This is a genomic window from Aeromonas simiae (assembly GCF_000820125.1).
GTDB lineage: Bacteria > Pseudomonadota > Gammaproteobacteria > Enterobacterales > Aeromonadaceae > Aeromonas > Aeromonas simiae.
The window spans coordinates 35,434-55,421 of record NZ_CDBY01000027.1 but is presented as its reverse complement, the minus strand read 5'-3'; the positions used below and the strand labels follow the sequence as shown (position 1 = coordinate 55,421).

Genomic DNA, 19,988 nt, shown 5'->3' with positions numbered 1-19,988 from the left:
TCCCCGCTCAGCCCCGCCCCCACCAGCACCAGCAACGGGCCGCTCAGACGTGGCGCCAGCAGGCGCGCCTCGCGCACCGAAAGCTGTGGCAGCACGGTCACGCTAAAGCCTGCCTCGCGGGCCGCCATGGCCGCGAGCGCCAACTCGAGGGGCGGCAGGCGGCCGGCTCCGGCCAGGGTGAGCGGCAATCCCTTGTCCTGGGCAATCAAGCGGCGGGCAAAATAGATCTCGAGAAAATGCAGGGCGAAGGCGTGCAGGGCGGCCCCGTCGGGTCGCGCCTGATGCTGTGCCAGCCGCGCCAGCCAGGGGCCCAGCACCTGACGGCGCAGCAGGGGTAAGGGGTAGCTGGCGGTCAGCTCGCCGAGCAGGGACTCGAGACGGCGCTGGTTGAGCGCCAGCAGGGCCGCATCGAGCGCCTCCACCCGAGCCTGCCAGTGATCCCCCGCCAACGCATCGGGCGGCGTCTCCTGCTCGAGCAGGGAGCGCACCTGGCCGATGCTGACCCCCAGCTCCAGCCAGGCCAAGATACGGCGAATGAGGGCGATGTCCTGCTCGCTATAGAGGCGGTGCCCCTTGTCGGTGCGGGCCGGCTCCACCAGGCCATAGCGGCGCTGCCAGGCACGCAGGGTGACCGGGTTGACCCCGGTCAGGCGGGCCACTTCGCGGATGGGATAGAGAAGGGGCTCGCTCACAGGCTGTACCTCAATTTCAGGGTCTCCGGGTGCGGGTTCAGATAGACCTGCTGCTCCAGATAGGGGTTGGGGTGTTCGCGCAGGTAGTGGCGAATGAGGGTGAGCGGCACCAGCAGCGGCAGCAGGCCGACCCGATACTTGTGGATGGTCTCGGCCAGCTCCTGCCGTTGCCCCACCGTGAGCCTGCGCTTGAAGTAGCCCTGCAGGTGCTGCAGCACATTGCTGTGCCCCTTGCGATTGGCGCGCCGGGTGAGCGCCGCCATCAGGCCCTGGATGTACTCATCGGCCACCGTTGCCAAGGCGCGCTCCTTGAGGCTGCCGAGCAGCCGCCCGAGGGCGCGGTAGGCCTCGGGATCGTGGGAGAGCACTAGGTATTTGTAGCGGGAGTGGAAGGCGATGAGGCGCGCCGCGCTGAGCCCGCCCCCCATTAACTGCTGCCAGTCGTGGTAGGCAAACACCCGCAGCACGAAGTTCTCGCGCAGTATGGGGTCATTGAGGCGCCCCTCCTCCTCCACCGGCAGCAGGGGGTGGGCCTCCATCAGGGCGCGGGCATAGAACCCCACCCCCTCCTTGGCCGCCCCTTGCGCGCCACCATAGACCTTGACCCGCTCCATGCCGCAGCTCGGCGATTTGGCGCAGAGGATGTAGCCCGAGATGAAGTGAAGCTCGCGCACCTTCTGCTCGCTAAAGGCGATGAGCTGATCGGTCACATCAAAGGCGCCGTTGCTTGCCTCGGCGCGCAACTGACCATCGCGCCTGACCAACCGAATGGTGGGGCGCGGCGCCCCCAGCCCGATCGCCATCTCGGGGCAGACCGGGTGGAAGTCGAAGTGCTCGGCCAGCTCCCGCTCGCAAAATACCGAGCGCTTGTGGCCACCGTCATAGCGAACCGGTGCGCCCAGCAGGCAGGCGCTGATCCCGACCTTAATCTTGTACATAGCCATCCTCCTTGTACAACTGATAATTGTTATAGCACTTGTACAAGAAAATGAAAGCTGTACAACTTTTCCTGCGGCAAACAAAAAAGCCCATGGCTGGGCCATGGGCTAGATGCAGACAGTGAGCCTTAATCCGGTACGCGACATCACGCCCGATCCGGTGATAACCCCTGTGGCGACAGGTGCAGCCGACGCTCTCGCTCAACTAAGGCCACGGGGGGGCCGCCGCGTCGAACGCCGTGATGCTGCGCCCCACCAGATTAAAGGGCAACACCGATTAGCGGAACACCACCTCACCGATCTCTACTCGTACCAGCGGAGTGCCGGTCAGGCCGGCCGGGCGAGCCAGCTCGACAAGGCGGGTCGCACGGGACTCCCCTTTGCGCAGGTAGGTCTCAGGCATGCGCGTCTCTGCAATCCAAAAACGCGCCGGCTCACGCGCCCACTGGCGGCCATCCTGGCTGAACAAGGTGATCCAACCACTGACCTGAATGGCGCTGCGATCACCCAGATTGGTCGCGGTAAAAGAGAGCGCCAGCGTGTCACTCCCGGTCACCTTGTCCAGCGCGAGGCGGATACCGTCGCGGGTCGCCTGCCCCAGCAGCTCGGGATGCGCCTTCGCTTGCTCGGTCAACACAGGCGCAGCAGCAACCGATGGGCTCCCGGTCGCAGAGGGCTGAGCAACCGGCTCAGCCGGCTTGACCACCAGATATTCCCAGGTGTGATCGTCGTTAAGCTGCACCTGGGTGCCATCGGGCAGGGTCACCTGGGTCAACGGAGCGGCCAGCGTCAGCATCGGCACCAGCAGCAATAAAGGTAGGATGTACATCGTCTTCACCTCTCCACAAAGCGGGCGCGCAGTATAACAGGGGAGCCCTTCACAGCACGCCCAATTCGGGGCTGTCATCGATGCGGTGCAGATCCAGGGTGACCAAATCAAAGCCACACATCTGCAATGCCGACATCAACTCATGCTGGCGGTCAAACGCCATGGCCCTTTCGCTATCGGGCAGGCGCACCCGACACAGCAGGGTCTGGCGATCGGCGAGGGTGTGAAAGAAGACCCTGGCATCGGGCATGCCGAGATCTTTGAGCATCTGCTCGGCCAAATCGACCATGCGCAGCCGATCCCCATCGATCTCTTCATCACTGGAGAAGCGCAGGCTCAGGCAGTCCGGCTCATTGCTGCCCCAGACGCCGAGCCGGTGCTGATGAAAGCCATAACAAAAATCGCGCGTGGTCATCCCGGCCTTGGCAAACAACCACCACGAGTCGAGGGGGGCTCGCCAAAGAAGTGCCGGTAGAGGGCCAGATCATCGATGGAGCCGGGCACCAATAGGGGCCATTTTGACCACTCCGGGTGCTCACTGCGGATCTGCAGCACCTTTTCGATGGGATTGAGGGGATCGTGCTTTTCACGGCCATGGGTCGAGAAGTAGAGCACCTCATCCGATTGCACGACCAGATGTGGGATGCCGTAATGGGCGCAGTAACGCTTGGCTCTGGAGACATCCCGCCGCGGCAAGGTCGGGTTATCGACCGTGATGGCCTGAATGGTGACACCGGCCTGGCGGCACAGCTCCACCGTATAACAAGACTCCATACGCCCGGAAAAAGAGACCAGCAGGGGGCCCCGCTCCCGCATCACCGCCAGCAGTTGTTTCTCACGCTCCCGGGTGGCGTGATCGCGCCCCTGATGCAGCGGAATAATATTGTTGCTCATTCCTTGTTCCTCACAGCAGTCCCGCCTCTTTCAGGGCCTGCCGGCATTGAACTTCACTTTCGAAGAGGATACCCCGCATCCCGATCCGCTCGGCAGCCGCCACATTAGCGGGGCTGTCATCGATGAAGGTGCACTCCCCGGCCTGGAGATCGTGCGCCACCAGCAGATAGCGGTAGATATCGGGCTCTGGCTTCATCATGCGCACCCGCGCCGACACCACCTTGCCACTGAAAAAATGCCAGAAGTTGCCATGTTGCTCCAGATAATCGATGCTGGCATGCCCCATGTTGGAGAGGGCAATCAGCCGCTCACCCCTGGCGTGCAACTCGCCGAGCAGGGCAACCATGGCCGGATCGGGGACTAACGATGGGGGCACCGCATTGAGAATGGCCAGGTTATCTGCCGCACTGAGGCGGGTTCGCGCCTCGGCGCGCTGCGCCATGGTGTGCAGTGAGAGAGTGCCGCGATCCACGTCCAGCCAATCTGGATGATCAAACAAGCGCCGCGCCAGCTCCTCGGCCCCCTGGGGTCCACGCACCCGGCTCACTATGCTCACCGGATCCCAACTGACGATGACGCGCCCCAGATCGAAAATCAGCGCCATACTCTTCCCCCATCGTGGATGCAGGCATCCATCATGCGACGAATCGTACACGCCAGCCAGCCATACCTCCCCTTTCTTTGATCCGAATGAGCTTGAACCTACTTTTTACTTGCAACCCTGCGCTAAATTCCGTAATGCTAAGCGTTCCATCTATCTGGAGTGACTCATGAATAACGTATTCCTCTTTGGTTTCTTCCCCTTTACCCGGCCCCAGTGAGGGTGGCTGCGTATCGTTCTTGCACCGAGACCAAAGACGAATCGAGCCTCCCCCTGCGGAGGCTCTATTTTTATGACCGTAATGAAGCAGCACGACCGGCCGGCGGCCGGCATAAGACAGGGAACAAGCAATGGTAATGCTCGAGCATATAAGAGAAGAGATCACTCAGCTGGATGAGGAACTGCTGGGATTACTGGCCCGCCGCAAGACCCTCAGTATCGAAGTTGCCAAGGCCAAGCAGGTCAATTCACGTCCCATTCGTGATCAGCAGCGCGAGCAGGAGTTGCTGGTGGCGCTGATCCAAAAAGGACGCCCACTCGGGCTCGATGCCCACTATGTCACCCGCATCTACCACACCATCATCGAAGATTCGGTGCTCTCCCAGCAGGCCTACCTGCAAGGGCTGCTCAACCCGAGCCAGCAGGAGCCGATGACCAGCGTCGCCTACCTGGGCCCGCGCGGCTCTTACTCAAGCCTGGCCGCCCGTAAATACCTGGCGCGCTACAAGGATCAGGTCATTGAGGTTAACTGCCACAACTTTCGCGAGGTGCTCGACGCCGTCGAGTCGGGCCGCGCCGCCTACGGGGTGCTGCCCATCGAAAACACCAGTTCGGGCTCCATCAACGAAGTCTATGACGTGATGCAGCACACCAGCCTCTCCATCGTCGGCGAGCTCACCTACCCCATCGAGCACTGCATCCTCAGCGCCGTGCCGACCGAGCTGGCTCAGATCAAGACCTTCTACGCTCATCCGCAAGTGTTCCAGCAGTGCTCCCATTACCTCGGCAAGCTGGAGGGGGTGCGCCACGAGATCTGCGACTCCTCCTCCAGCGCCATGATGAAGGCACGCGAACTGGCCAGCCCGGATGTGGCCGCCATCGGCAGCGCGGCCGGCGGCGAGCTCTACGGTTTGCAGGTAGTGGCCACTCACCTCGCCAACCAGAAAGAGAACTACAGCCGCTTCATCGTGGTGGCGCGCAAGCCCATCGAGGTGGCGCCGCAGATCCCGGCCAAGACCACGCTGATCATGTCCACCTCCCAGCAGGCGGGCTCCCTGGTCGAAGCACTGCTGGTGCTGCGCAACCACCACATCAACATGACCAAGCTCGAGTCGCGTCCGGTGCAGGGCAACCCGTGGGAAGAGATGTTCTATCTGGATGTCTCGGCCAACCTGCAAAGCTCCGACATGCAGGACGCCTTGGTGGAGCTGACCAAGATCACCCGCTACATCAAGGTGCTTGGCTGCTACCCGAGCGAAGACGTCAAGCCGACCGACATCCCGCCGGTGCTGCTCGGCAGCTGAGCAAACCGGCAATAAAAAAGGCGGGGAAACCCCGCCTTTTTCATGTCTGTCTATCAGTAGCCGTAGGCCATCTGGTTGATGTTGTAGAGATCGCGGGTATCGAGTTCCATCTCGGTGGCATAGGTGTTGCCATTGGGGTAACTGCGCACCACCCTGGCCCCGCGCACTATCCCCTCGACCGACACATCGAGCGCGTTGGAAACCTGGGTCAGGTCCTTGTAACGGGAGTGGGCGGTCACTTGCTGCCCATTGAGGGATTCCGCCAGCTCGCGATAGGCATCCATCTTGGAGGCGCGGATCGCTTGTAGCATCTTCTCATCCTGACTCGGCCCCGGCTGGATGTTGATCACCGCGTAACCCACCGCCCGCAGCACAGGAAAATCATCCGGCTCTTGGTTGGTGAAGTTGGTCACCCGGTTGTTGCTGCAACCGGCCAGCAGGGTCAGCAGCAGCAGGCTCAAGATCGCTTTCATCTCATCTTCCTCAATAGGCCGGATTCACCAGCCGGCCGCTCGGGCCGACGATGGCACTGCGATAGATGTAGCCGCGATTGGGCGACGCCCGGCCAAACGAGTTGCTGGCGCCGCTCAGGTATTGCTGGGGCACCAACACCTGGGCCGTGGTCTCGACCATCTTGGTGCGCAGATCCATGATGCGGGCATTGACCAGTACCCCGGCCTTGTTGCGACTGAAGGTCCCCACCAGGATGCGGGAGATCGGCAGACGGGTGGCCAAATCTTTATAGTTGCGGCTAAGCACGAAATCCCCCTGCGGGGTCACCTTGATGGCGCCGGTGAGCTTGAAGTCCACCACCACCTGGCCACGGCGATTGAGCTCGTAGATGAAGCTCTCTTGCAGTTGTAGCCCCGTCCAGTTGGTGTCTTGCAGGGTGTCGAGATCGACAAACGAGGCAACCGCAATCGGCTCGCTCAGGGTGCTCGGCGAGCGTTTTTCCATCATCTGCTCGGTCATGCGCGCCGCCAGCCAGTTGAGCTCCATGCCAGGAGCCGCCTGCCGTGGATCGCCCTGCTTGCGATCGATGGGCTCCGACGCACAGCCGGATAAGAAGAGGGCCAAAGCCAACGCTAGCATCACAGGTTTCATGAACATCCATCCTCAGGAACGCTTGTCTGGTTATCGGGCGGCGTGCCGATTCCTGAAGGGGGAAGCGCAATTTTAGAAACAGGCATGACTCTTGCTTTCTTTCTGCACAATCGAGCCAAGGAGATCGCCACGCAGCCATTGCGTCAAGATCCCGCCACCCGGACTATCAAGCAAGGTCATCATCATGAAACTGCCACTGCTGCTCGCCCTGCTGCTCGCCCTGCCGGCCCAAGCCGCCTGGATCCAGGCCAGGGGCAGCGCCGCCATCCTCAACGGCGATGAGGCTTATGCCCGCGAACAGGCGATCCGCGATGCCCTGCGCCAAGCCCTGCTCGACAGCGGCGCCTCGGTGTCGAGCCTGCAACGGCTGGAAAATGGCAGCATCACCCAAGATCGCTTCCAGATCCGCTCCGGCGGCGAAATTCGTCAATACCGGCTGCTGCGCGAAGAGGTGCGCGACAACCGCCTCTTCATCACCCTGCGGGCCGATATCCGAGCCGAGCAGCAGCTCTGCCCGACCCAGCGCTATGCCAAGGATCTGACGCTGGTGCGGCTGCACCTGCGCTACCCCGATCAAGCCAGCTATGGCGCCCTTGATGATCTCTCCCCGACCCTGTCACGCCGCCTGTTTGAGAAGCTGGCCGGTAACAGCCAGGCGGTGGTGGCCCGGCGCTGGCTCGATGAGAATCTGCGGCTCGACCCCCTCTATCTGCGTCAGGGCGATGGCCGCGATGGGGAGGAGCTCAAGGCGCTGAGCCTGCGCACCGACAGCCAGTATCTGGTGCTCGGCAGCATCGATGACATCTCGGTCGAGCCCCAGGGCAACCGCTTCACCTCCTGGTATGAGGACCCTCTGCGCCACTTTCGCATGCAGCTCTACCTGTTTGATGGCATCAACGGCACCCTGATCAGCCGCAAGGAGTATCAGGGGGCGGCCCTCTGGTCATTTGGCAAGCAGGAGCGGGTCGGCACGACAGACAGCCGTTTCTGGACGTCGGGTTACGGCCAGGAGGTCGATCATCTGCTCGGCCGCGCGGCGCAAGATCTGACCGGTGAACTGGCCTGTGTGCAGGTCACGGCCAGGGTGGTGGCCAGCAACGAGCGTGGCCCCCATATCAATCTGGGGCGCCGTAACGGCATCAAGCTGGGGGATCAATTCCGCATCCAGCATCGCGCCGATTTCGTCGACAGCAATGGGGATGCACGAGCACTGCGTAACCCGGCCGCCGGCCTGTTCGACGTGGTACAGGTGTTTGATGATGGCGCCATCCTGAGCAGCCAGAACCGTTATGAGCCATTTAACGTACAGATCGGCGATCTGGCCATATTGGAATAGAAATCAAGCCTTTAAATGCGTGCTCCATCTTGTATAATGCAGCCGTGCACCGCTCCCGTAGCTCAGTAGGATAGAGCGGCCCCCTCCTAAGGGGCAGGCCACAGGTTCGACTCCTGTCGGGAGCGCCATCTACAGCAAAGGGCCGGCACCATCATGGTGTCGGCCCTTTGTGCTTTAGCATTGTGATTCCATCAGAAAATGTCCCCTAGCTGTTCTGAGTTCACTTCTAGGGAAAAAGCGCAGAAGTCTGTGATGCTAGGAGGATTCACGCTAAGGTGGTATAAAAAACACCGGCTTTAAGCCGGTGTCAGGTGATGACTAGATCTGTACAGCCAACCCCATATACCCAAGGTGGGCACACTCTCAGATCATATCCATATAATTCCAGTTTGGGGATATGCCAAAATATAACCAAATAATTAATACGTATATAATAATTGTAATTAATCAGCATAATAAGATATTTTTAATGTAACAACATCTTTATCTCCACTGAATACAACCTGAGTTTCTCCACCAGCCATTGAACTAATTAATTTCATTGAATTATCCACTGAGAGATCATAACTTAAATATATTTCACTAGAATTTTCACTAGTGTTACCTTTAGAAGTTAAAATTTTTTCTTTTTTACTTTCAAATAGTGATAAAATATTTTCATACGTTGGCAATAAAGTTCGCCACCCGTCCTCATTTCTTTTATTAAAATAAAACTCTCTATAAGCAGATTTCAAGTCACCATTATAGATACAGTTGTCATGCCTTTCATAATCTACATTATCGTCATCTGCAATATAGCACTCTATCTTACCTATATTATATTTAAGATTACTTTTTATTTTAGAATCTACCATATCTATTTTTGATGTGTATACCACCCCCCACCCATTATTATCAAAAACCAAATCACCACCTATTTTTATGGCAAAATGATATAGCGGTTCACATTCCTTATTTTTACGCTCAACATTGCCAGCTCTAACAATGAAGTCTACCTCATCATTTTTTACATTCAGATATTCACCATTATCACCAGTATTTTTTTTGACGTACTCAATACTAGCTATATCATCAGCCTTTCTTTTAATTGGCAAGTCGGAACGTATGCTAACAACGCATACGTCAGGAATGGTGAGTTTATTACCAGCTAAATATATCTTATTATTAATCTGAGCCTCTTTCAGTGCACTCAGCTTACTTTCATTCGTAGCTGCCAATGAATTGGCTTCATTTGAATTATGCTCTGTTATTTTTTTGAAATGGTATTCATCCGAGTAAGATAAACACGGAAAAAATAAAACAGATAAAAGCAAAAATCTCATCATTATTTTTAACAACCTATTAAAACTAGTGTGCTATATCATCAATATATCTCTGCCAGGGGAAGTCATCTACTTCAACTCTTCAGATAGTACTGTCGCAATGGACTTTATGCGATATAGAATAGAACATATATAGATGTTCTCATTCGTGATATATAGACAGGAAATTCTTGCATTTATCACCAACAGCGTAATCGCCCCCCATCAACCACTTTGAGGTGAAAAACTCAAGAAAAATACAACTACAGCTATTCCCACGCACAAATGAATTACATATTATTGAATAACGTCAATAAGACACCGGTTTGAGGCCGGTGCCAGGCTAAAAATATACCTAAAAAATCTATATTACTGATATTAAATGGTGGCTATATATAACATAATATATCACCCACAAAAATAAACTCATGGAAATAATAATTTTAAAAAACTAATTCTTTCATTTGTTTTTTCTATCAGACAGCTTTTATATATAGTTCCATAGCCAGTCCCTGTCATTGATTCATATGTTTCTAAATCACAACCAGTATCTCTCATTTTAATCCATGCCTGCTGATTTTTTTTAAGGTAAAATGATATAGGTTTAACATCTGCCCCCTCACCATGAATATCAATCAAATCTAATTCTTTCATCTTCTTATTATAAATGTTATTCAATTCACGATCTGAGCGCTTATAAACATTGGAAATACATTCATACATTTCCCCTTCTGTATTTCTATCTGAACACTCCTCAGAAAATACAGAAAAAGAAACTATTACTGATAATAAAACAATTATTTTATCCATGACGCCCTCGCATTAAATCTCTCTCTAGGAACATTAAATATGTCGATCCAAACTTTTCTATTCTTCATTAAATTCTTAAATGCGGAATAGTCATTAGACTCTAAACAATCAACTAATGATGGGATTATATAATCCCTTGACTTAGAGTGATTATCTCCTCGAAATGTTAAATCTACCAAAACCTCTTGTACGTTAATAGGTAGTTTCTCCCATACAATTTTACCTATCGGGGCAAGGATTTCACGAGATCCTCGAGCCCCCTCCATCGTACGCTTTGTTGTACTTTCACGGTTGGAATATATAGACAAAAATAAAAAATGCTGTTGTTTTCTAGTTAAAACTTGCTCCTTCTCTGGAACATGTTCATTTACTAGCTTAAGATGTTCTTTAGCTAGATTTCGTTTTTTACCTGCAGCACCAATAAGCCACAACGACATATTATCTGATAATGGCATAGCCTGTTCACCTACCGATGTTAACAAACTAGAAATAAAGCCCTCTGTTTGCTGACCTACATCCAAACCCCGTCCATAAGTAATCCCTGACTGACCAATGACGCTACCATCTTTGTACATAGGTATATGAGGGATCCGTGAAAAATATATACTTGTATCGACGTCATTCCCTTCAGCATCAAATGTTAGCTGCCCTTTAGGAACAGTAAGCCATCTCAAATCCATTTCATCATCGGACACTGAAGGTATTGCCAATTCAAAAAACCACCCAGGATAAAAATTACAGACAGTACTCATCAGATTTAACTTGGTGGCACTCTGCATCCACTCCAGCTTATCGATACGCTGTTTTTCATGATCCACTAATTGATCAAACTCAGGTAACCCCAGCGCAACCTTTAATTTATCCAGCCATGTGTAGGCCGTCGACGATGACTTCTCATACCACTCGCTGGGGTGCTTGACGATCAGCTTTTGCAGCTGTTCCTTATGCTTGGGGTTGCGCAGCGCGGCACGAATTTCGGCGCTACTGAGCTTGCCGTCTTTATTCGTGTCAAAACTGTTCACCAGATCATTAAAAAAGGAGGGAGGGGCATCCGGATCGAGATAACCATCGGAGCCGCTTCCATCGACTTTCTTAAAACCAATTTTCAACCAGTCGTGCTGGCTCAGCAGCTCGACCTCAGCCTTCTTGACATATTTCCCCGCCCCAATGCCGACCCATTCAAGCTGAGCACTGTCTTTCTCTATCTGGGGAGATTCCACGAGTGCGGTCTGGCTCTTCGCCTGTGTCGCGACCCACTGTGTTTTTCCGTCCTGGGTTTGCTTCTCATGCAAGAGAAGATCGGCAGGCACCTTGGCATAGCGCGTCCCGCCCACCGTCTTTGCCTTGTTTGCCAGCACATCGTCCAATCGCGGGTCTTGCGTGAAGACTTCAAGATGCACCTGATGCTTGCTCTGCTTGCCCCCCATCAAGGAGCCCGGAGTTTCCACCAGCCCGAGATAACCTATGGTCTCCCCGGCGCTGATCGCCACGGGTTTTGGCAATACATAGAGCTGCCCCAGTTGGGTCGGGGCCTTGTCCACTACTTTGATGAAGCGATCTTCCACACACACCCAGGCCACCCCACGTAGGGAGGGAGCATCATCCCCGGCCGGGGTGATATAGCTGCATCTGGCCATCTTGCGTGCCTCGTTGCCGATCCAGTGAAACTCGAGTCGGTGGGCATCATACGTCACCCGGGTGCCCGCCGGCAGTGAGACGCACTTTTTTCCAGCCATCCATTGCCTTGCCGGGGACATGGTAGGATCGGCTCGCCCCATCATGTCCTGGGTCAACTCTGCCTCGATCTGGTCATAGAGCCAGCTCGGTTTCTGGGGCTTGATGCACTCCACCGCCTCAGGGCTATTGGCAATCCACACCTCACAGCCTTGGCCTATCACCACCCCGGCTTGCTCACCCTTTTGCTGCAAGGCGGCAGGCAGCGCGCTCTTGATGGTGACTCTGACAAAGTCATACTCCTTGCCCCCCACCGAACCTCTCTTCGTCTGCCCCCCACTGCACAATGCCAGCTCGGTGCCGGCCGGCAGGGTTATCTTGGGCAAGGCGGCATCGGCGCTACGCTGCTCAACATCGGGATTCGCATGGGGAACGGAATTGCGTGCATTCCACCCCTTCTTCAGCACTAGCGTCTCACCGCTCTGATAGTGGCGCCAGGGCAGCAGGTGCATGTAGAGGGAGTAGAAGGTGAACTCATTCGTGGCCTGGGTCTCGGGATTGATCTCGCAGTACTCATGCTCCACTAGGCAAAAACAGTTGGAGTAGCGCAATGACTCCCCCTGAAATGTGGAGGTGAGGTAATCCTCCAGCATACGAAATGCCACCACCTTGCCAGATTACGGTTGCTATTCCTCCTTATTCCGAAAGAATGTACATTTCGGAATAATGGCGATAAGACACCAGTTTGAGGCCGGTGTCAGGTGATAACTAGAGCTGTACAAGCTTTACATTCATACGCATGGAATAACAGACAATATTTTTCCATTCTGTATGACAGAGATCTCTCCTTTATCTGGTGATACATTATAACTCGTATTCTTATTCTTAAAGATAAATGTTTCACCTATCAATGAAAAATTATTAATAGATAACTCTTTTTCCTTTTTACCATAAACATATGTTATATCTCCTGAAAATGGAGAGTAGCATAAATTCAGATTTTTTCCTGATCTTGTCTTGCAATAATAAAAAACACGATCGTCTCTGTCACAGATTTTGCTTCCTGTGTTTTCTGATAACTCATCTATTTCTATATATCGCATTTCATTATATAGCTTAGATATATTACTATTTTTTTTCTCAGAAGGAATACTCATTATTTTTCTTATTATTGCGGCATCCTCACTTGCAACCCCGTCAAAATCAACGAGAAAAAAACCATTATTTTTTATTTCGCCGATACCACTTACTCGCTCCTCACCTGAGCTTGTTAAAATAGATGCACTACCTATATAATAAAGTTTATTAGCAACATCAAAATAATATACCTCTCTCATTTTAGGTCTATCGGCAGTGACTAATATTTTTATAAGTCCATTATCATTTAATCTTTCACATGAGCTGTTTCCAGATGTAAATGGAACTGTAAAAGACAGCTGAGCCTCCTCATTGTATTTTATCGAGAGAATACTAATCGGCTCACCATTTTCAATATTTGTATCAACTTTATAAATAAAGTTATCTGAACAACCCTCAACAGCATATGTCCATGTAGATACAAGACTAAAAACAACCCATATAAAAATCATCGATAACCTATTCATCAACAGACTCCAAAGCCTTTTTCGCTTTTCTAACTATTGAACCATCTTTATTTAATTTATACCATTTAGAATCTTTAATTTCACTTTGAGAAAAATCAAACTTTGAAAATTTAAGTTTAGAGAAGTCTACATTACTACAATTTATACTTTTGCTTAATCTCAGCAGTGATTCATTTCGATCTTTTACATGATTAAAACCGCCATTGACAGCAATAGTTACCTTTAAGAAATCGTTGCTTTTGGTAAATTTCCTTATGTCTCCCCATGCAGAGCCTGAAACCCAATACCACACAGCAGAATACACTGCATGATGAATATTAGATGCGAGCATCTCAACCTTATCATTATCAATAGGCAATAGATTAATTGAAGATAGATATTTTTCGTAATTTTTTTTATGCGTTATCTGTATAATTCCTCGGCCATGATAGAAACTCCCTCCACCATAGCTATTCCACTCCGGTGGGATGCTACCGTCTCTATATTTATATTCTTCCGTAGTTAGAAAAAAGTCAGTTTCAACAAGACATTGAGCCAGAAAATGAATTTTATCAAGACATGTAGAGACACCATAGAATTTCATTGCTGAATTAAGCTCTTTGAGAAAGACATCAGCGGAAACACCCGAGATACCAGCATATGAGGACCGAGAAAATAATTTTTTCACGGAGGCTTTCCCTTCAATTGCAATTTCTAGGTGTTTCAGTTCAATATCTCTACCACACAAACACTGATTACCAGTCTGCGGTAAGAATATTGACGAGTGAAAATACCAAACATTCTTATCAATATTTAACTTGGCAGCACTCTGCATCCACTCCAGCTGATCGACACGCTGTTTTTCATGATCCACCAATTGATCAAACTCAGGTAACCCCAGCGCAACCTTTAATTTATCCAGCCATGTGTAGGCCGTCGACGATGACTTCTCATACCACTCGCTGGGGTGCTTGACGATCAGCTTTTGCAGCTGTTCCTTATGCTTGGGGTTGCGCAGCGCGGCACGAATTTCGGCGCTACTGAGCTTGCCGTCTTTATTCGTGTCAAAACTTTTCACCAGATCATTAAAAAAGGAGGGAGGGGCATCCGGATCGAGATAACCATCGGAGCCGCTTCCATCGACTTTCTTAAAACCAATTTTCAACCAGTCGTGTTGGCTCAGCAGCTCAACCTCAGCCTTCTTGACATATTTCCCCGCCCCAATGCCGACCCATTCAAGCTGAGCACTGTCTTTCTCTATCTGGGGAGATTCCACGAGTGCGGCCTGGCTCTTCGCCTGCGTCGCGACCCACTGTGTTTTTCCGTCCTGGGTTTGCTTCTCATGCAAGAGAAGATCGGCAGGCACCTTGGCATAGCGCGTCCCGCCCACCGTCTTTGCCTTGTTTGCCAGCACATCGTCCAATCGCGGGTCTTGCGTGAAGACTTCAAGATGCACCTGATGCTTGCTCTGCTTGCCACCCATCAAGGAGCCCGGAGTTTCCACCAGCCCGAGATAACCTATGGTCTCCCCGGCGCTGATCGCCACCGGTTTTGGCAATACATAGAGCTGCCCCAGCCGGGTCGGGGCCTTGTCCACTACTTTGATGAAGCGATCTTCCACACACACCCAGGCCACCCCACGTAGGGAGGGAGCATCATCCCCGGCCGGGGTGATATAGCTGCATCTGGCCATCTTGCGTGCCTCGTTGCCGATCCAGTGAAACTCGAGTCGGTGGGCATCATACGTCACCCGGGTGCCCGCCGGCAGTGAGACGCACTTTTTTCCAGCCATCCATTGCCTTGCCGGGGACATGGTGGGATCGGCTCGCCCCATCATGTCCTGGGTCAATTCTGCCTCGATCTGGTCATAGAGCCAGCTCGGCGTCTGGGGCTTGATGCACTCCACCGCCTCAGGGCTATTGGCAATCCACACCTCACAGCCTTGGCCTATCACCACCCCGGCTTGCTCACCCTTTTGCTGCAAGGCGGCAGGCAGCGCGCTCTTGATGGTGACTCTGACAAACTCATACTCCTTGCCCCCCACCGAACCTCTCTTCGTCTGCCCCCCACCGCACAACGCCAGCTCGGTGCCGGCCGGCAGGGTTATCTTGGGCAAGGCGGCATCGGCGCTACGCTGCTCGGCATCGGGATTCGCATGGGGAACGGAATTGCGTGCATTCCACCCCTTCTTCAGCACTAGCGTCTCACCGCTCTGATAGTGGCGCCAGGGCAGCAGGTGCATGTAGAGGGAGTAGAAGGTGAACTCATTCTTGGCCTGGGTCTCGGGATTGATCTCGCAGTACTCATGCTCCACCAGGCAAAAACAGTTGGAGTAGCGCAATGACTCCCCCTGAAATGTGGAGGTGAGGTAATCCTCCAGCATACGAAATGCCACCACCTTGCCGTCGGCGATGGCCCGCACCGGATGCTTGTCCTTGCACCAAGGGGCACTCTTGTCGCTGATGTGAATGCCGCCGTGCCACTTGTTATGGTTGCCAAGCAGATAGTGACCTGAGTCCTCACTATCGATAAGTGCCGCCAATGCCTTGGCATCCTTGAACTCTTCTCCTGACGCAGTGAGGATGGGAAATGCGAATTTCATGGGGCTCCTTATTCAGAAAAGAGGTAGAACGCAGCAGGCTTCTCTTCTTTCAAGAGTGCCTCCATCGCCTGTTCGGTCGGGATCACCTTGGTCGGCTCCACCTGCTCGGGGGCCTTGACCACCTCCACTCCCTTGGGCTGAAGGGGCGACTTGCCGGCCCAGCCTGAGCCGCTGCCCGGGCCGCCACCGGCGTTAAGCTTGATGGCTGGGCCGACTAACTTGACCCCGCTCGGATCGACCTTGACGAAGCTGCCGCCCCCCTTGAGGGTGATCTCGGAACCCGCCTCCAGCACCAGTTTGTCGCCCACCTTGATGTGCACCTCGCGCCCCGCTTCCACCAGCAGGGACTGGCCGAGCTTCTGGTGCATGCTGGCATCGACGCTGAGCGAGTGGTCACCCTTGATGTGATCGCGCTTCTCGCCCTCCACCGTCAGGTGGTCGCTCCCCTTGATGCGAGTCACTCGCTCATTGTCGATGTCGCGGTGCTCGTCGTGCTTGATGTGCCAGGCGGCATCGTTCTCGATGAGCAGGTTCAGGTCTTTCTGACCGTGGATGTAAATCTCTTCCTGGCCGGCCTGATCTTCAAAGCGCAGCTCGTTGAAACCCTCGCCCTGATGAGTTTCGGTGCGCAGCACGGTGCGGGTCTTGTTGGCAGGCAGCTCGTAAGGGGGCCGGTTGGTGGCGTGATAGGTGCGCCCGGTGACGATGGGCTGATCGGGGTCGCCTTCCAAAAACGAGACGATCACCTCGTGGCCGATGCGCGGGATGGCCATCATGCCGTACTGACCGCCAGCCCAGCCCTGGCTCACCCGCACCCAGCAGGAGCTCTGGTCGTTAGAACTGCCATAGCGATCCCACGGAAATTGCAGCTTCACCCGGCCGTGCTCGTCGCAGTAGATCTCTTCGCCCTCGGGGCCCACCACGATGGCGATCTGCGGGCCGTCCACCATCGGCTTGTGGGGCGGCAGAGCGCGCCAGGTGGTCGACCCCTTCACCACCGTAAAGGCGTTGTGGTAGACGGTCGGGCCGCCGCCGCCCTCCTCCTCCAGCGCCTGGGGCTGCTCGCCCCGATGGCGGATCTGCACCACCTGCCAGTCGATGTTGAGCGCCCCGTTCGGGTGCTCGCTTAAGCTGAACGTCTGGCCCGGCAGCAGGGCGGCGGCGTTGGACTCCCCCTCCCCACTCACCGCATCGCGGCGCAGGGCATCGAGCCGGTAACCGCTAAAGGCCTTGCCGCTGGCGTCCTGCTTGAAACGGCCGGGGTAGTCGAAGTGCTGGTAGTTATCGCGCTGATGGTCGAGCTCTGCCCCCTGCTTTTTGTGGGAGAGGGCGTAAGCCGGGGTCTTGAAGCTGTAGTCCTTGAGCTCAACGTCGGAGGGGCGCACCGATTCGCGATAGCGAAACTTGCGCACAAAGGCGCCCTGAGAGAGCCCTTGGTTGGCGAGGTTGAAAAACAACTCGGGCCCGGCGCTCAGCGCTGCGGCGTCATCGGCAAACACGATGCGATGCTGGCCGGCTTCAAACTCGTGGAAGTAGAACAGCCCCTCTTCGGCGGCGAGGCGGTTCACAAACTCCAGGTCGGTTTCCCGGTACTGGACGCAGTACTCGCGCTGGGCGTGCTCGTGCTTCAGGGCAAAGGCGTAGTCAGTGATGCCAGCCTCTTGCAGCAAGATGCTAATGATCTCCTGCGGGCTCAGGCTTTGGAAGATGCGGGCGTTGTGGCGCAGGCCCAATCGCCACAGGGCCGGTTTGACCTCGGCCACGTAACGGGTGCGGCGAAAGCCGCTGTCGCCTTGCGCAAACTGGCTCACCACCCCGCACACCCGGCGTTGCAGCTCGCCGTTGAACCACACCAGCAGCTCGCACGGCTGATCGAGCACGGCGGCAAAGTCGATGTCGCTCTGCTGGCTGGCCAGCTCCAGGGTCAAGGTAAAGGGGGTGTTGAGCCCCTCTTCAAGGTCAAAGGCGGCGACGGCGAAGGTGGTGTCGGGCAGCGAGCCCACCTTGACCGTGAATTGTAATCCCGTGCTGTTGGCCATCTTGTACCTTCTCCATAGCGACCGCATGCCCGCGGCGTCTGTCTTGTCTCGATGATGAGGTAAGGGCGCTCCGGCACGCCCTTAGCTCATGACCGACCCAGGCGGAGACTAGCCAGCCTTGCCGCTGCCACTGCCGATCACGACGCCCCCGCAGCCGACGGCGCTGCCGGTGACGGCAATGGGTTTGCCATTGACCAGTACCGAGCCGACACCGCCTGCAATACTGCGCAGATGGGTCGGATTCTTGGGTTTGTCATGGGGGGCGAGGGGATCGCCCTGACGGGCCACCGGTTTATTGTCGAGAAAGACGTTGGGGCTGGCGGCGATGACGGGAGAGGGGTGGAATCCGTCATGATCGGTGCCGATATCGCCGAGCAGTACAATGGCAGGACACATGGTGTTCTCCTCGCAGGAATGAATGAGGGCAAGCACAGGCGAAAGCACGCGCCATGCCAACTAAAAAATGACAATTTTTCTTTTATATTCAATACATTGAGTGCAGCCACCCGATAAGCATGGCCGGCTTGCGCAATTCATTGCGCAAAACCGGCGTATTCACCAGCAAATGTTGCTCAGACAGGGTGATAACCTGTCCACGGCGGCACTTTTTGCCTAAGGCAGCATGATCAGCTATCGCCGCGCCGCTGCTGCAACTGATAGAGTCGCACCTCCAGCGCCCTGAGCTCATCCTCCAGCCCCTTGAGCTCAGCGGCATTGACCGGCTCCGAGGCCGCCTTGCGCCGCTCCAGCACACTGAGTCGCTGAGAGAGAGGCACGCCGCTCATCAGGCTCTTTTGCACCTCGAACAGCTCCCCCTTGAGGTAGGAGATAGTCACCGTCTTGCGCTGGCGCTCCAACTCGTGCAGCTGGGCCAGCAGGCCATCGACGCCGCTGCGAGCCCGTTGGTAGTCGGGTTGCCGCTCACTGCCCCGGTACTGGGCCAGACGCTCCTGCCACTCACGCTCCATCGCCTTGACGGCCATCGAATCGGGGTAGAGGGTCTGGAGCGTGCCCCTGAGTTCATCACCATATTGCAGCCAATAGAGCGGGGAAGCCTGTCCGATGCGTTCGAGCTGCGCCTGGTAGCGGGTCACCAGCTCCCCTTCCATCTCTTGCAGTGAGCGCTCACCGAGGGCGATGCGTACCTGGCGGATATCCTCATAGCCGGGCGCCTTGGGCGGCACATCGACCGGCTGTTGCAATCTGGCCACGGCCCGGCTCTTCTCCTGCTCCATCTGTTGCCAGCCCCAGAAGGCGGCCACCGGCAAGGCGCAGGCCAGCAGGCCACAGGCAAACCAGAACCAGGCCGGCTTCTGCTTGCGGCGCGGCTCTATCTTGAGCACGGTCGGCTTCATCTGCCCCTTCTCGCGACCAATCAAGATGCTGCCCTGCGGCAAGGGGGCCGGCTCACTCTGGCTCTCCAGATCCGATTTGAAGAAGACCATGGGGGGCACCTGCATCTCCTCTTTCTGCTCCCCCTTCTCCTCGGAGACGATGACGATCTCGGTCTCATCGAACAGGTGGGTATACCCCTCGATGAAGTGAGTCAGGTTTTCGATACGGGGAATGCGGCTGAGGCCGGAGTGGTGCAGCTTCTCGCTGATGAGTTGCAGCGCCCGCTCGCAGCGGTAGATCAGTCGCTTATCGTCATGGCTGATGGAGTATTGGCGCACCACATCGCTGATGCGGGCGATGAACCAGTCGATCATCTCGACCCGGGCCCGCTCCTGATGCACCGGGGGCCAGAAGGCATCCCACTGGGTCACGATCAGGTTGGCCAGAAACTCACACCCCTCGGTAAAACCGGTGAGGCCGTTGAGGCGCGAGCGCGCCAGGGTGAAGTAGAGGGCGGTCTGCAAATCGACCCCCTGCACCTCGAAGATCCGGCTAGCAAGCCGGTGGATCAGCGCCCAATCCACCTCGGGACGGGAGGCATGACTGAGTTTGTTGATTTCGCTGCGCAGCGCCTCGTACTCGGGCAACATGCGCGGATCCCGGCCTACCTTGAAGGCCTGCTGTGTCTCTTTCATCATCGGTTCCAATCAGGCGGGGCGCGCCAAGC

18 protein-coding genes and 1 tRNA gene are annotated in these 19,988 nt (G+C 55.0%); 3 read left to right on the top strand and 16 right to left on the bottom strand.

From position 1 onward, the window contains the following. The 6 genes from BN1134_RS03910 to BN1134_RS03890 all read right to left on the bottom strand — a co-directional run. A partial coding sequence (locus tag BN1134_RS03910) for a MerR family transcriptional regulator (protein ID WP_052449416.1) occupies nucleotides 1–692 on the bottom strand: 692 nt, incomplete at its 3' end. Continuing rightward, complete coding sequence (locus BN1134_RS03905; protein WP_042045358.1) at nucleotides 689–1,630, bottom strand: YbgA family protein; 942 nt, start codon at nucleotides 1,628–1,630, stop codon at nucleotides 689–691. The genes BN1134_RS03910 and BN1134_RS03905, both read right to left, overlap by 4 nt. A 277-nt stretch (nucleotides 1,631–1,907) precedes the next feature. Then, nucleotides 1,908–2,459, bottom strand: a complete 552-nt coding sequence (locus BN1134_RS03900) for a DUF3157 family protein (protein WP_156991650.1) — start codon at nucleotides 2,457–2,459, stop codon at nucleotides 1,908–1,910. Between the two features lie 49 nt (nucleotides 2,460–2,508). After that, nucleotides 2,509–2,874, bottom strand: coding sequence for an adenine nucleotide alpha-hydrolase family protein (locus BN1134_RS18820; RefSeq protein ID WP_052449415.1), 366 nt, complete (start codon nucleotides 2,872–2,874; stop codon nucleotides 2,509–2,511). Continuing rightward, a complete protein-coding gene (locus tag BN1134_RS18815; protein ID WP_052449414.1) occupies nucleotides 2,871–3,353 on the bottom strand; it encodes an adenine nucleotide alpha-hydrolase family protein in 483 nt (160 codons plus the stop codon). Before BN1134_RS18815 ends, BN1134_RS18820 begins: the two co-directional genes overlap by 4 nt. A gap of 10 nt (nucleotides 3,354–3,363) precedes the next feature. Beyond that, nucleotides 3,364–3,957, bottom strand: coding sequence for an HAD family hydrolase (locus BN1134_RS03890; protein WP_042045356.1), 594 nt, complete (start codon nucleotides 3,955–3,957; stop codon nucleotides 3,364–3,366). A 347-nt stretch (nucleotides 3,958–4,304) separates the two neighbouring features. Between BN1134_RS03890 and BN1134_RS03885 the strand changes: the two genes are divergently transcribed. Continuing rightward, a complete protein-coding gene (locus BN1134_RS03885; protein WP_042045354.1) occupies nucleotides 4,305–5,477 on the top strand; it encodes a chorismate mutase in 1,173 nt (390 codons plus the stop codon). 53 nt (nucleotides 5,478–5,530) lie between these two features. Here the strand turns inward: BN1134_RS03885 and BN1134_RS03880 are convergent, their stop codons facing one another. Then, nucleotides 5,531–5,950 (bottom strand): LPP20 family lipoprotein, encoded by a 420-nt coding sequence (locus tag BN1134_RS03880; RefSeq protein ID WP_042045353.1) that lies wholly within the window; start codon nucleotides 5,948–5,950, stop codon nucleotides 5,531–5,533. A gap of 10 nt (nucleotides 5,951–5,960) precedes the next feature. Beyond that, nucleotides 5,961–6,581, bottom strand: coding sequence for a FlgO family outer membrane protein (locus BN1134_RS03875; protein ID WP_042045352.1), 621 nt, complete (start codon nucleotides 6,579–6,581; stop codon nucleotides 5,961–5,963). A 184-nt stretch (nucleotides 6,582–6,765) separates the two neighbouring features. Between BN1134_RS03875 and BN1134_RS03870 the strand changes: the two genes are divergently transcribed. Next, nucleotides 6,766–7,917, top strand: a complete 1,152-nt coding sequence (locus BN1134_RS03870; protein WP_042045351.1) for a flagella assembly protein FlgT — start codon at nucleotides 6,766–6,768, stop codon at nucleotides 7,915–7,917. Nucleotides 7,918–7,968: 51 nt separating this feature from the next. Beyond that, nucleotides 7,969–8,045 (top strand) — tRNA-Arg (locus BN1134_RS03865). A 315-nt stretch (nucleotides 8,046–8,360) separates the two neighbouring features. On the opposite strand, the gene BN1134_RS19580 is transcribed toward BN1134_RS03865, so the two are convergent. The 8 genes from BN1134_RS19580 to BN1134_RS03840 all read right to left on the bottom strand — a co-directional run bounded on the left by BN1134_RS19580 (nucleotide 8,361) and on the right by BN1134_RS03840 (nucleotide 19,956). Beyond that, a complete protein-coding gene (locus BN1134_RS19580; RefSeq protein WP_156991649.1) occupies nucleotides 8,361–9,242 on the bottom strand; it encodes a hypothetical protein in 882 nt (293 codons plus the stop codon). A 402-nt stretch (nucleotides 9,243–9,644) separates the two neighbouring features. Then, entirely contained in the window at nucleotides 9,645–10,028 is a 384-nt protein-coding gene (locus BN1134_RS19120) for a lysozyme inhibitor LprI family protein (protein WP_084214701.1), read from the bottom strand. Beyond that, nucleotides 10,016–12,355 (bottom strand): lysozyme family protein, encoded by a 2,340-nt coding sequence (locus BN1134_RS18810; protein ID WP_052449413.1) that lies wholly within the window; start codon nucleotides 12,353–12,355, stop codon nucleotides 10,016–10,018. Before BN1134_RS18810 ends, BN1134_RS19120 begins: the two co-directional genes overlap by 13 nt. A gap of 138 nt (nucleotides 12,356–12,493) precedes the next feature. Beyond that, on the bottom strand, nucleotides 12,494–13,306 hold the full coding sequence (locus BN1134_RS19575) for a hypothetical protein (RefSeq protein WP_156991648.1): 813 nt from the start codon (nucleotides 13,304–13,306) through the stop codon (nucleotides 12,494–12,496). After that, nucleotides 13,299–15,887 carry a hypothetical protein gene (locus BN1134_RS03855; protein ID WP_042045350.1) on the bottom strand — a complete coding sequence of 863 codons (2,589 nt, stop codon included), beginning with the start codon at nucleotides 15,885–15,887 and terminating at the stop codon, nucleotides 13,299–13,301. The genes BN1134_RS19575 and BN1134_RS03855 overlap by 8 nt, the downstream gene beginning before the upstream one ends. 8 nt (nucleotides 15,888–15,895) lie before the next feature. Beyond that, nucleotides 15,896–17,926 (bottom strand): type VI secretion system Vgr family protein, encoded by a 2,031-nt coding sequence (locus BN1134_RS03850; protein ID WP_042045349.1) that lies wholly within the window; start codon nucleotides 17,924–17,926, stop codon nucleotides 15,896–15,898. A gap of 108 nt (nucleotides 17,927–18,034) precedes the next feature. Continuing rightward, on the bottom strand, nucleotides 18,035–18,322 hold the full coding sequence (locus BN1134_RS03845) for a type VI secretion system PAAR protein (RefSeq protein WP_042045348.1): 288 nt from the start codon (nucleotides 18,320–18,322) through the stop codon (nucleotides 18,035–18,037). 230 nt (nucleotides 18,323–18,552) lie between these two features. Then, nucleotides 18,553–19,956, bottom strand: coding sequence for a VasL domain-containing protein (locus BN1134_RS03840; RefSeq protein ID WP_042045346.1), 1,404 nt, complete (start codon nucleotides 19,954–19,956; stop codon nucleotides 18,553–18,555). Nucleotides 19,957–19,988 lie beyond the last annotated feature (32 nt).

Excerpts from the sequence above, each read along its gene's own strand:
- BN1134_RS19580 (WP_156991649.1), bottom strand. The coding sequence starts at position 9,242 with ATGATGAGATTTTTGCTTTTATCTGTTTTATTTTTTCCGTGTTTATCT.
- BN1134_RS18815 (WP_052449414.1), bottom strand. The coding sequence starts at position 3,353 with ATGAGCAACAATATTATTCCGCTGCATCAGGGGCGCGATCACGCCACC.
- BN1134_RS19575 (WP_156991648.1), bottom strand. The coding sequence starts at position 13,306 with ATGAATAGGTTATCGATGATTTTTATATGGGTTGTTTTTAGTCTTGTA.
- BN1134_RS03890 (WP_042045356.1), bottom strand. The coding sequence starts at position 3,957 with ATGGCGCTGATTTTCGATCTGGGGCGCGTCATCGTCAGTTGGGATCCG.
- BN1134_RS03900 (WP_156991650.1), bottom strand. The coding sequence starts at position 2,459 with ATGTACATCCTACCTTTATTGCTGCTGGTGCCGATGCTGACGCTGGCC.
- BN1134_RS03855 (WP_042045350.1), bottom strand. The coding sequence starts at position 15,887 with ATGAAATTCGCATTTCCCATCCTCACTGCGTCAGGAGAAGAGTTCAAG.
- BN1134_RS18820 (WP_052449415.1), bottom strand. The coding sequence starts at position 2,874 with ATGACCACGCGCGATTTTTGTTATGGCTTTCATCAGCACCGGCTCGGC.
- BN1134_RS03840 (WP_042045346.1), bottom strand. The coding sequence starts at position 19,956 with ATGAAAGAGACACAGCAGGCCTTCAAGGTAGGCCGGGATCCGCGCATG.
- BN1134_RS03845 (WP_042045348.1), bottom strand. The coding sequence starts at position 18,322 with ATGTGTCCTGCCATTGTACTGCTCGGCGATATCGGCACCGATCATGAC.
- BN1134_RS03870 (WP_042045351.1), top strand. The coding sequence starts at position 6,766 with ATGAAACTGCCACTGCTGCTCGCCCTGCTGCTCGCCCTGCCGGCCCAA.
- BN1134_RS03875 (WP_042045352.1), bottom strand. The coding sequence starts at position 6,581 with ATGAAACCTGTGATGCTAGCGTTGGCTTTGGCCCTCTTCTTATCCGGC.
- BN1134_RS18810 (WP_052449413.1), bottom strand. The coding sequence starts at position 12,355 with ATGCTGGAGGATTACCTCACCTCCACATTTCAGGGGGAGTCATTGCGC.
- BN1134_RS03885 (WP_042045354.1), top strand. The coding sequence starts at position 4,305 with ATGGTAATGCTCGAGCATATAAGAGAAGAGATCACTCAGCTGGATGAG.
- BN1134_RS19120 (WP_084214701.1), bottom strand. The coding sequence starts at position 10,028 with ATGGATAAAATAATTGTTTTATTATCAGTAATAGTTTCTTTTTCTGTA.
- BN1134_RS03850 (WP_042045349.1), bottom strand. The coding sequence starts at position 17,926 with ATGGCCAACAGCACGGGATTACAATTCACGGTCAAGGTGGGCTCGCTG.
- BN1134_RS03905 (WP_042045358.1), bottom strand. The coding sequence starts at position 1,630 with ATGTACAAGATTAAGGTCGGGATCAGCGCCTGCCTGCTGGGCGCACCG.
- BN1134_RS03880 (WP_042045353.1), bottom strand. The coding sequence starts at position 5,950 with ATGAAAGCGATCTTGAGCCTGCTGCTGCTGACCCTGCTGGCCGGTTGC.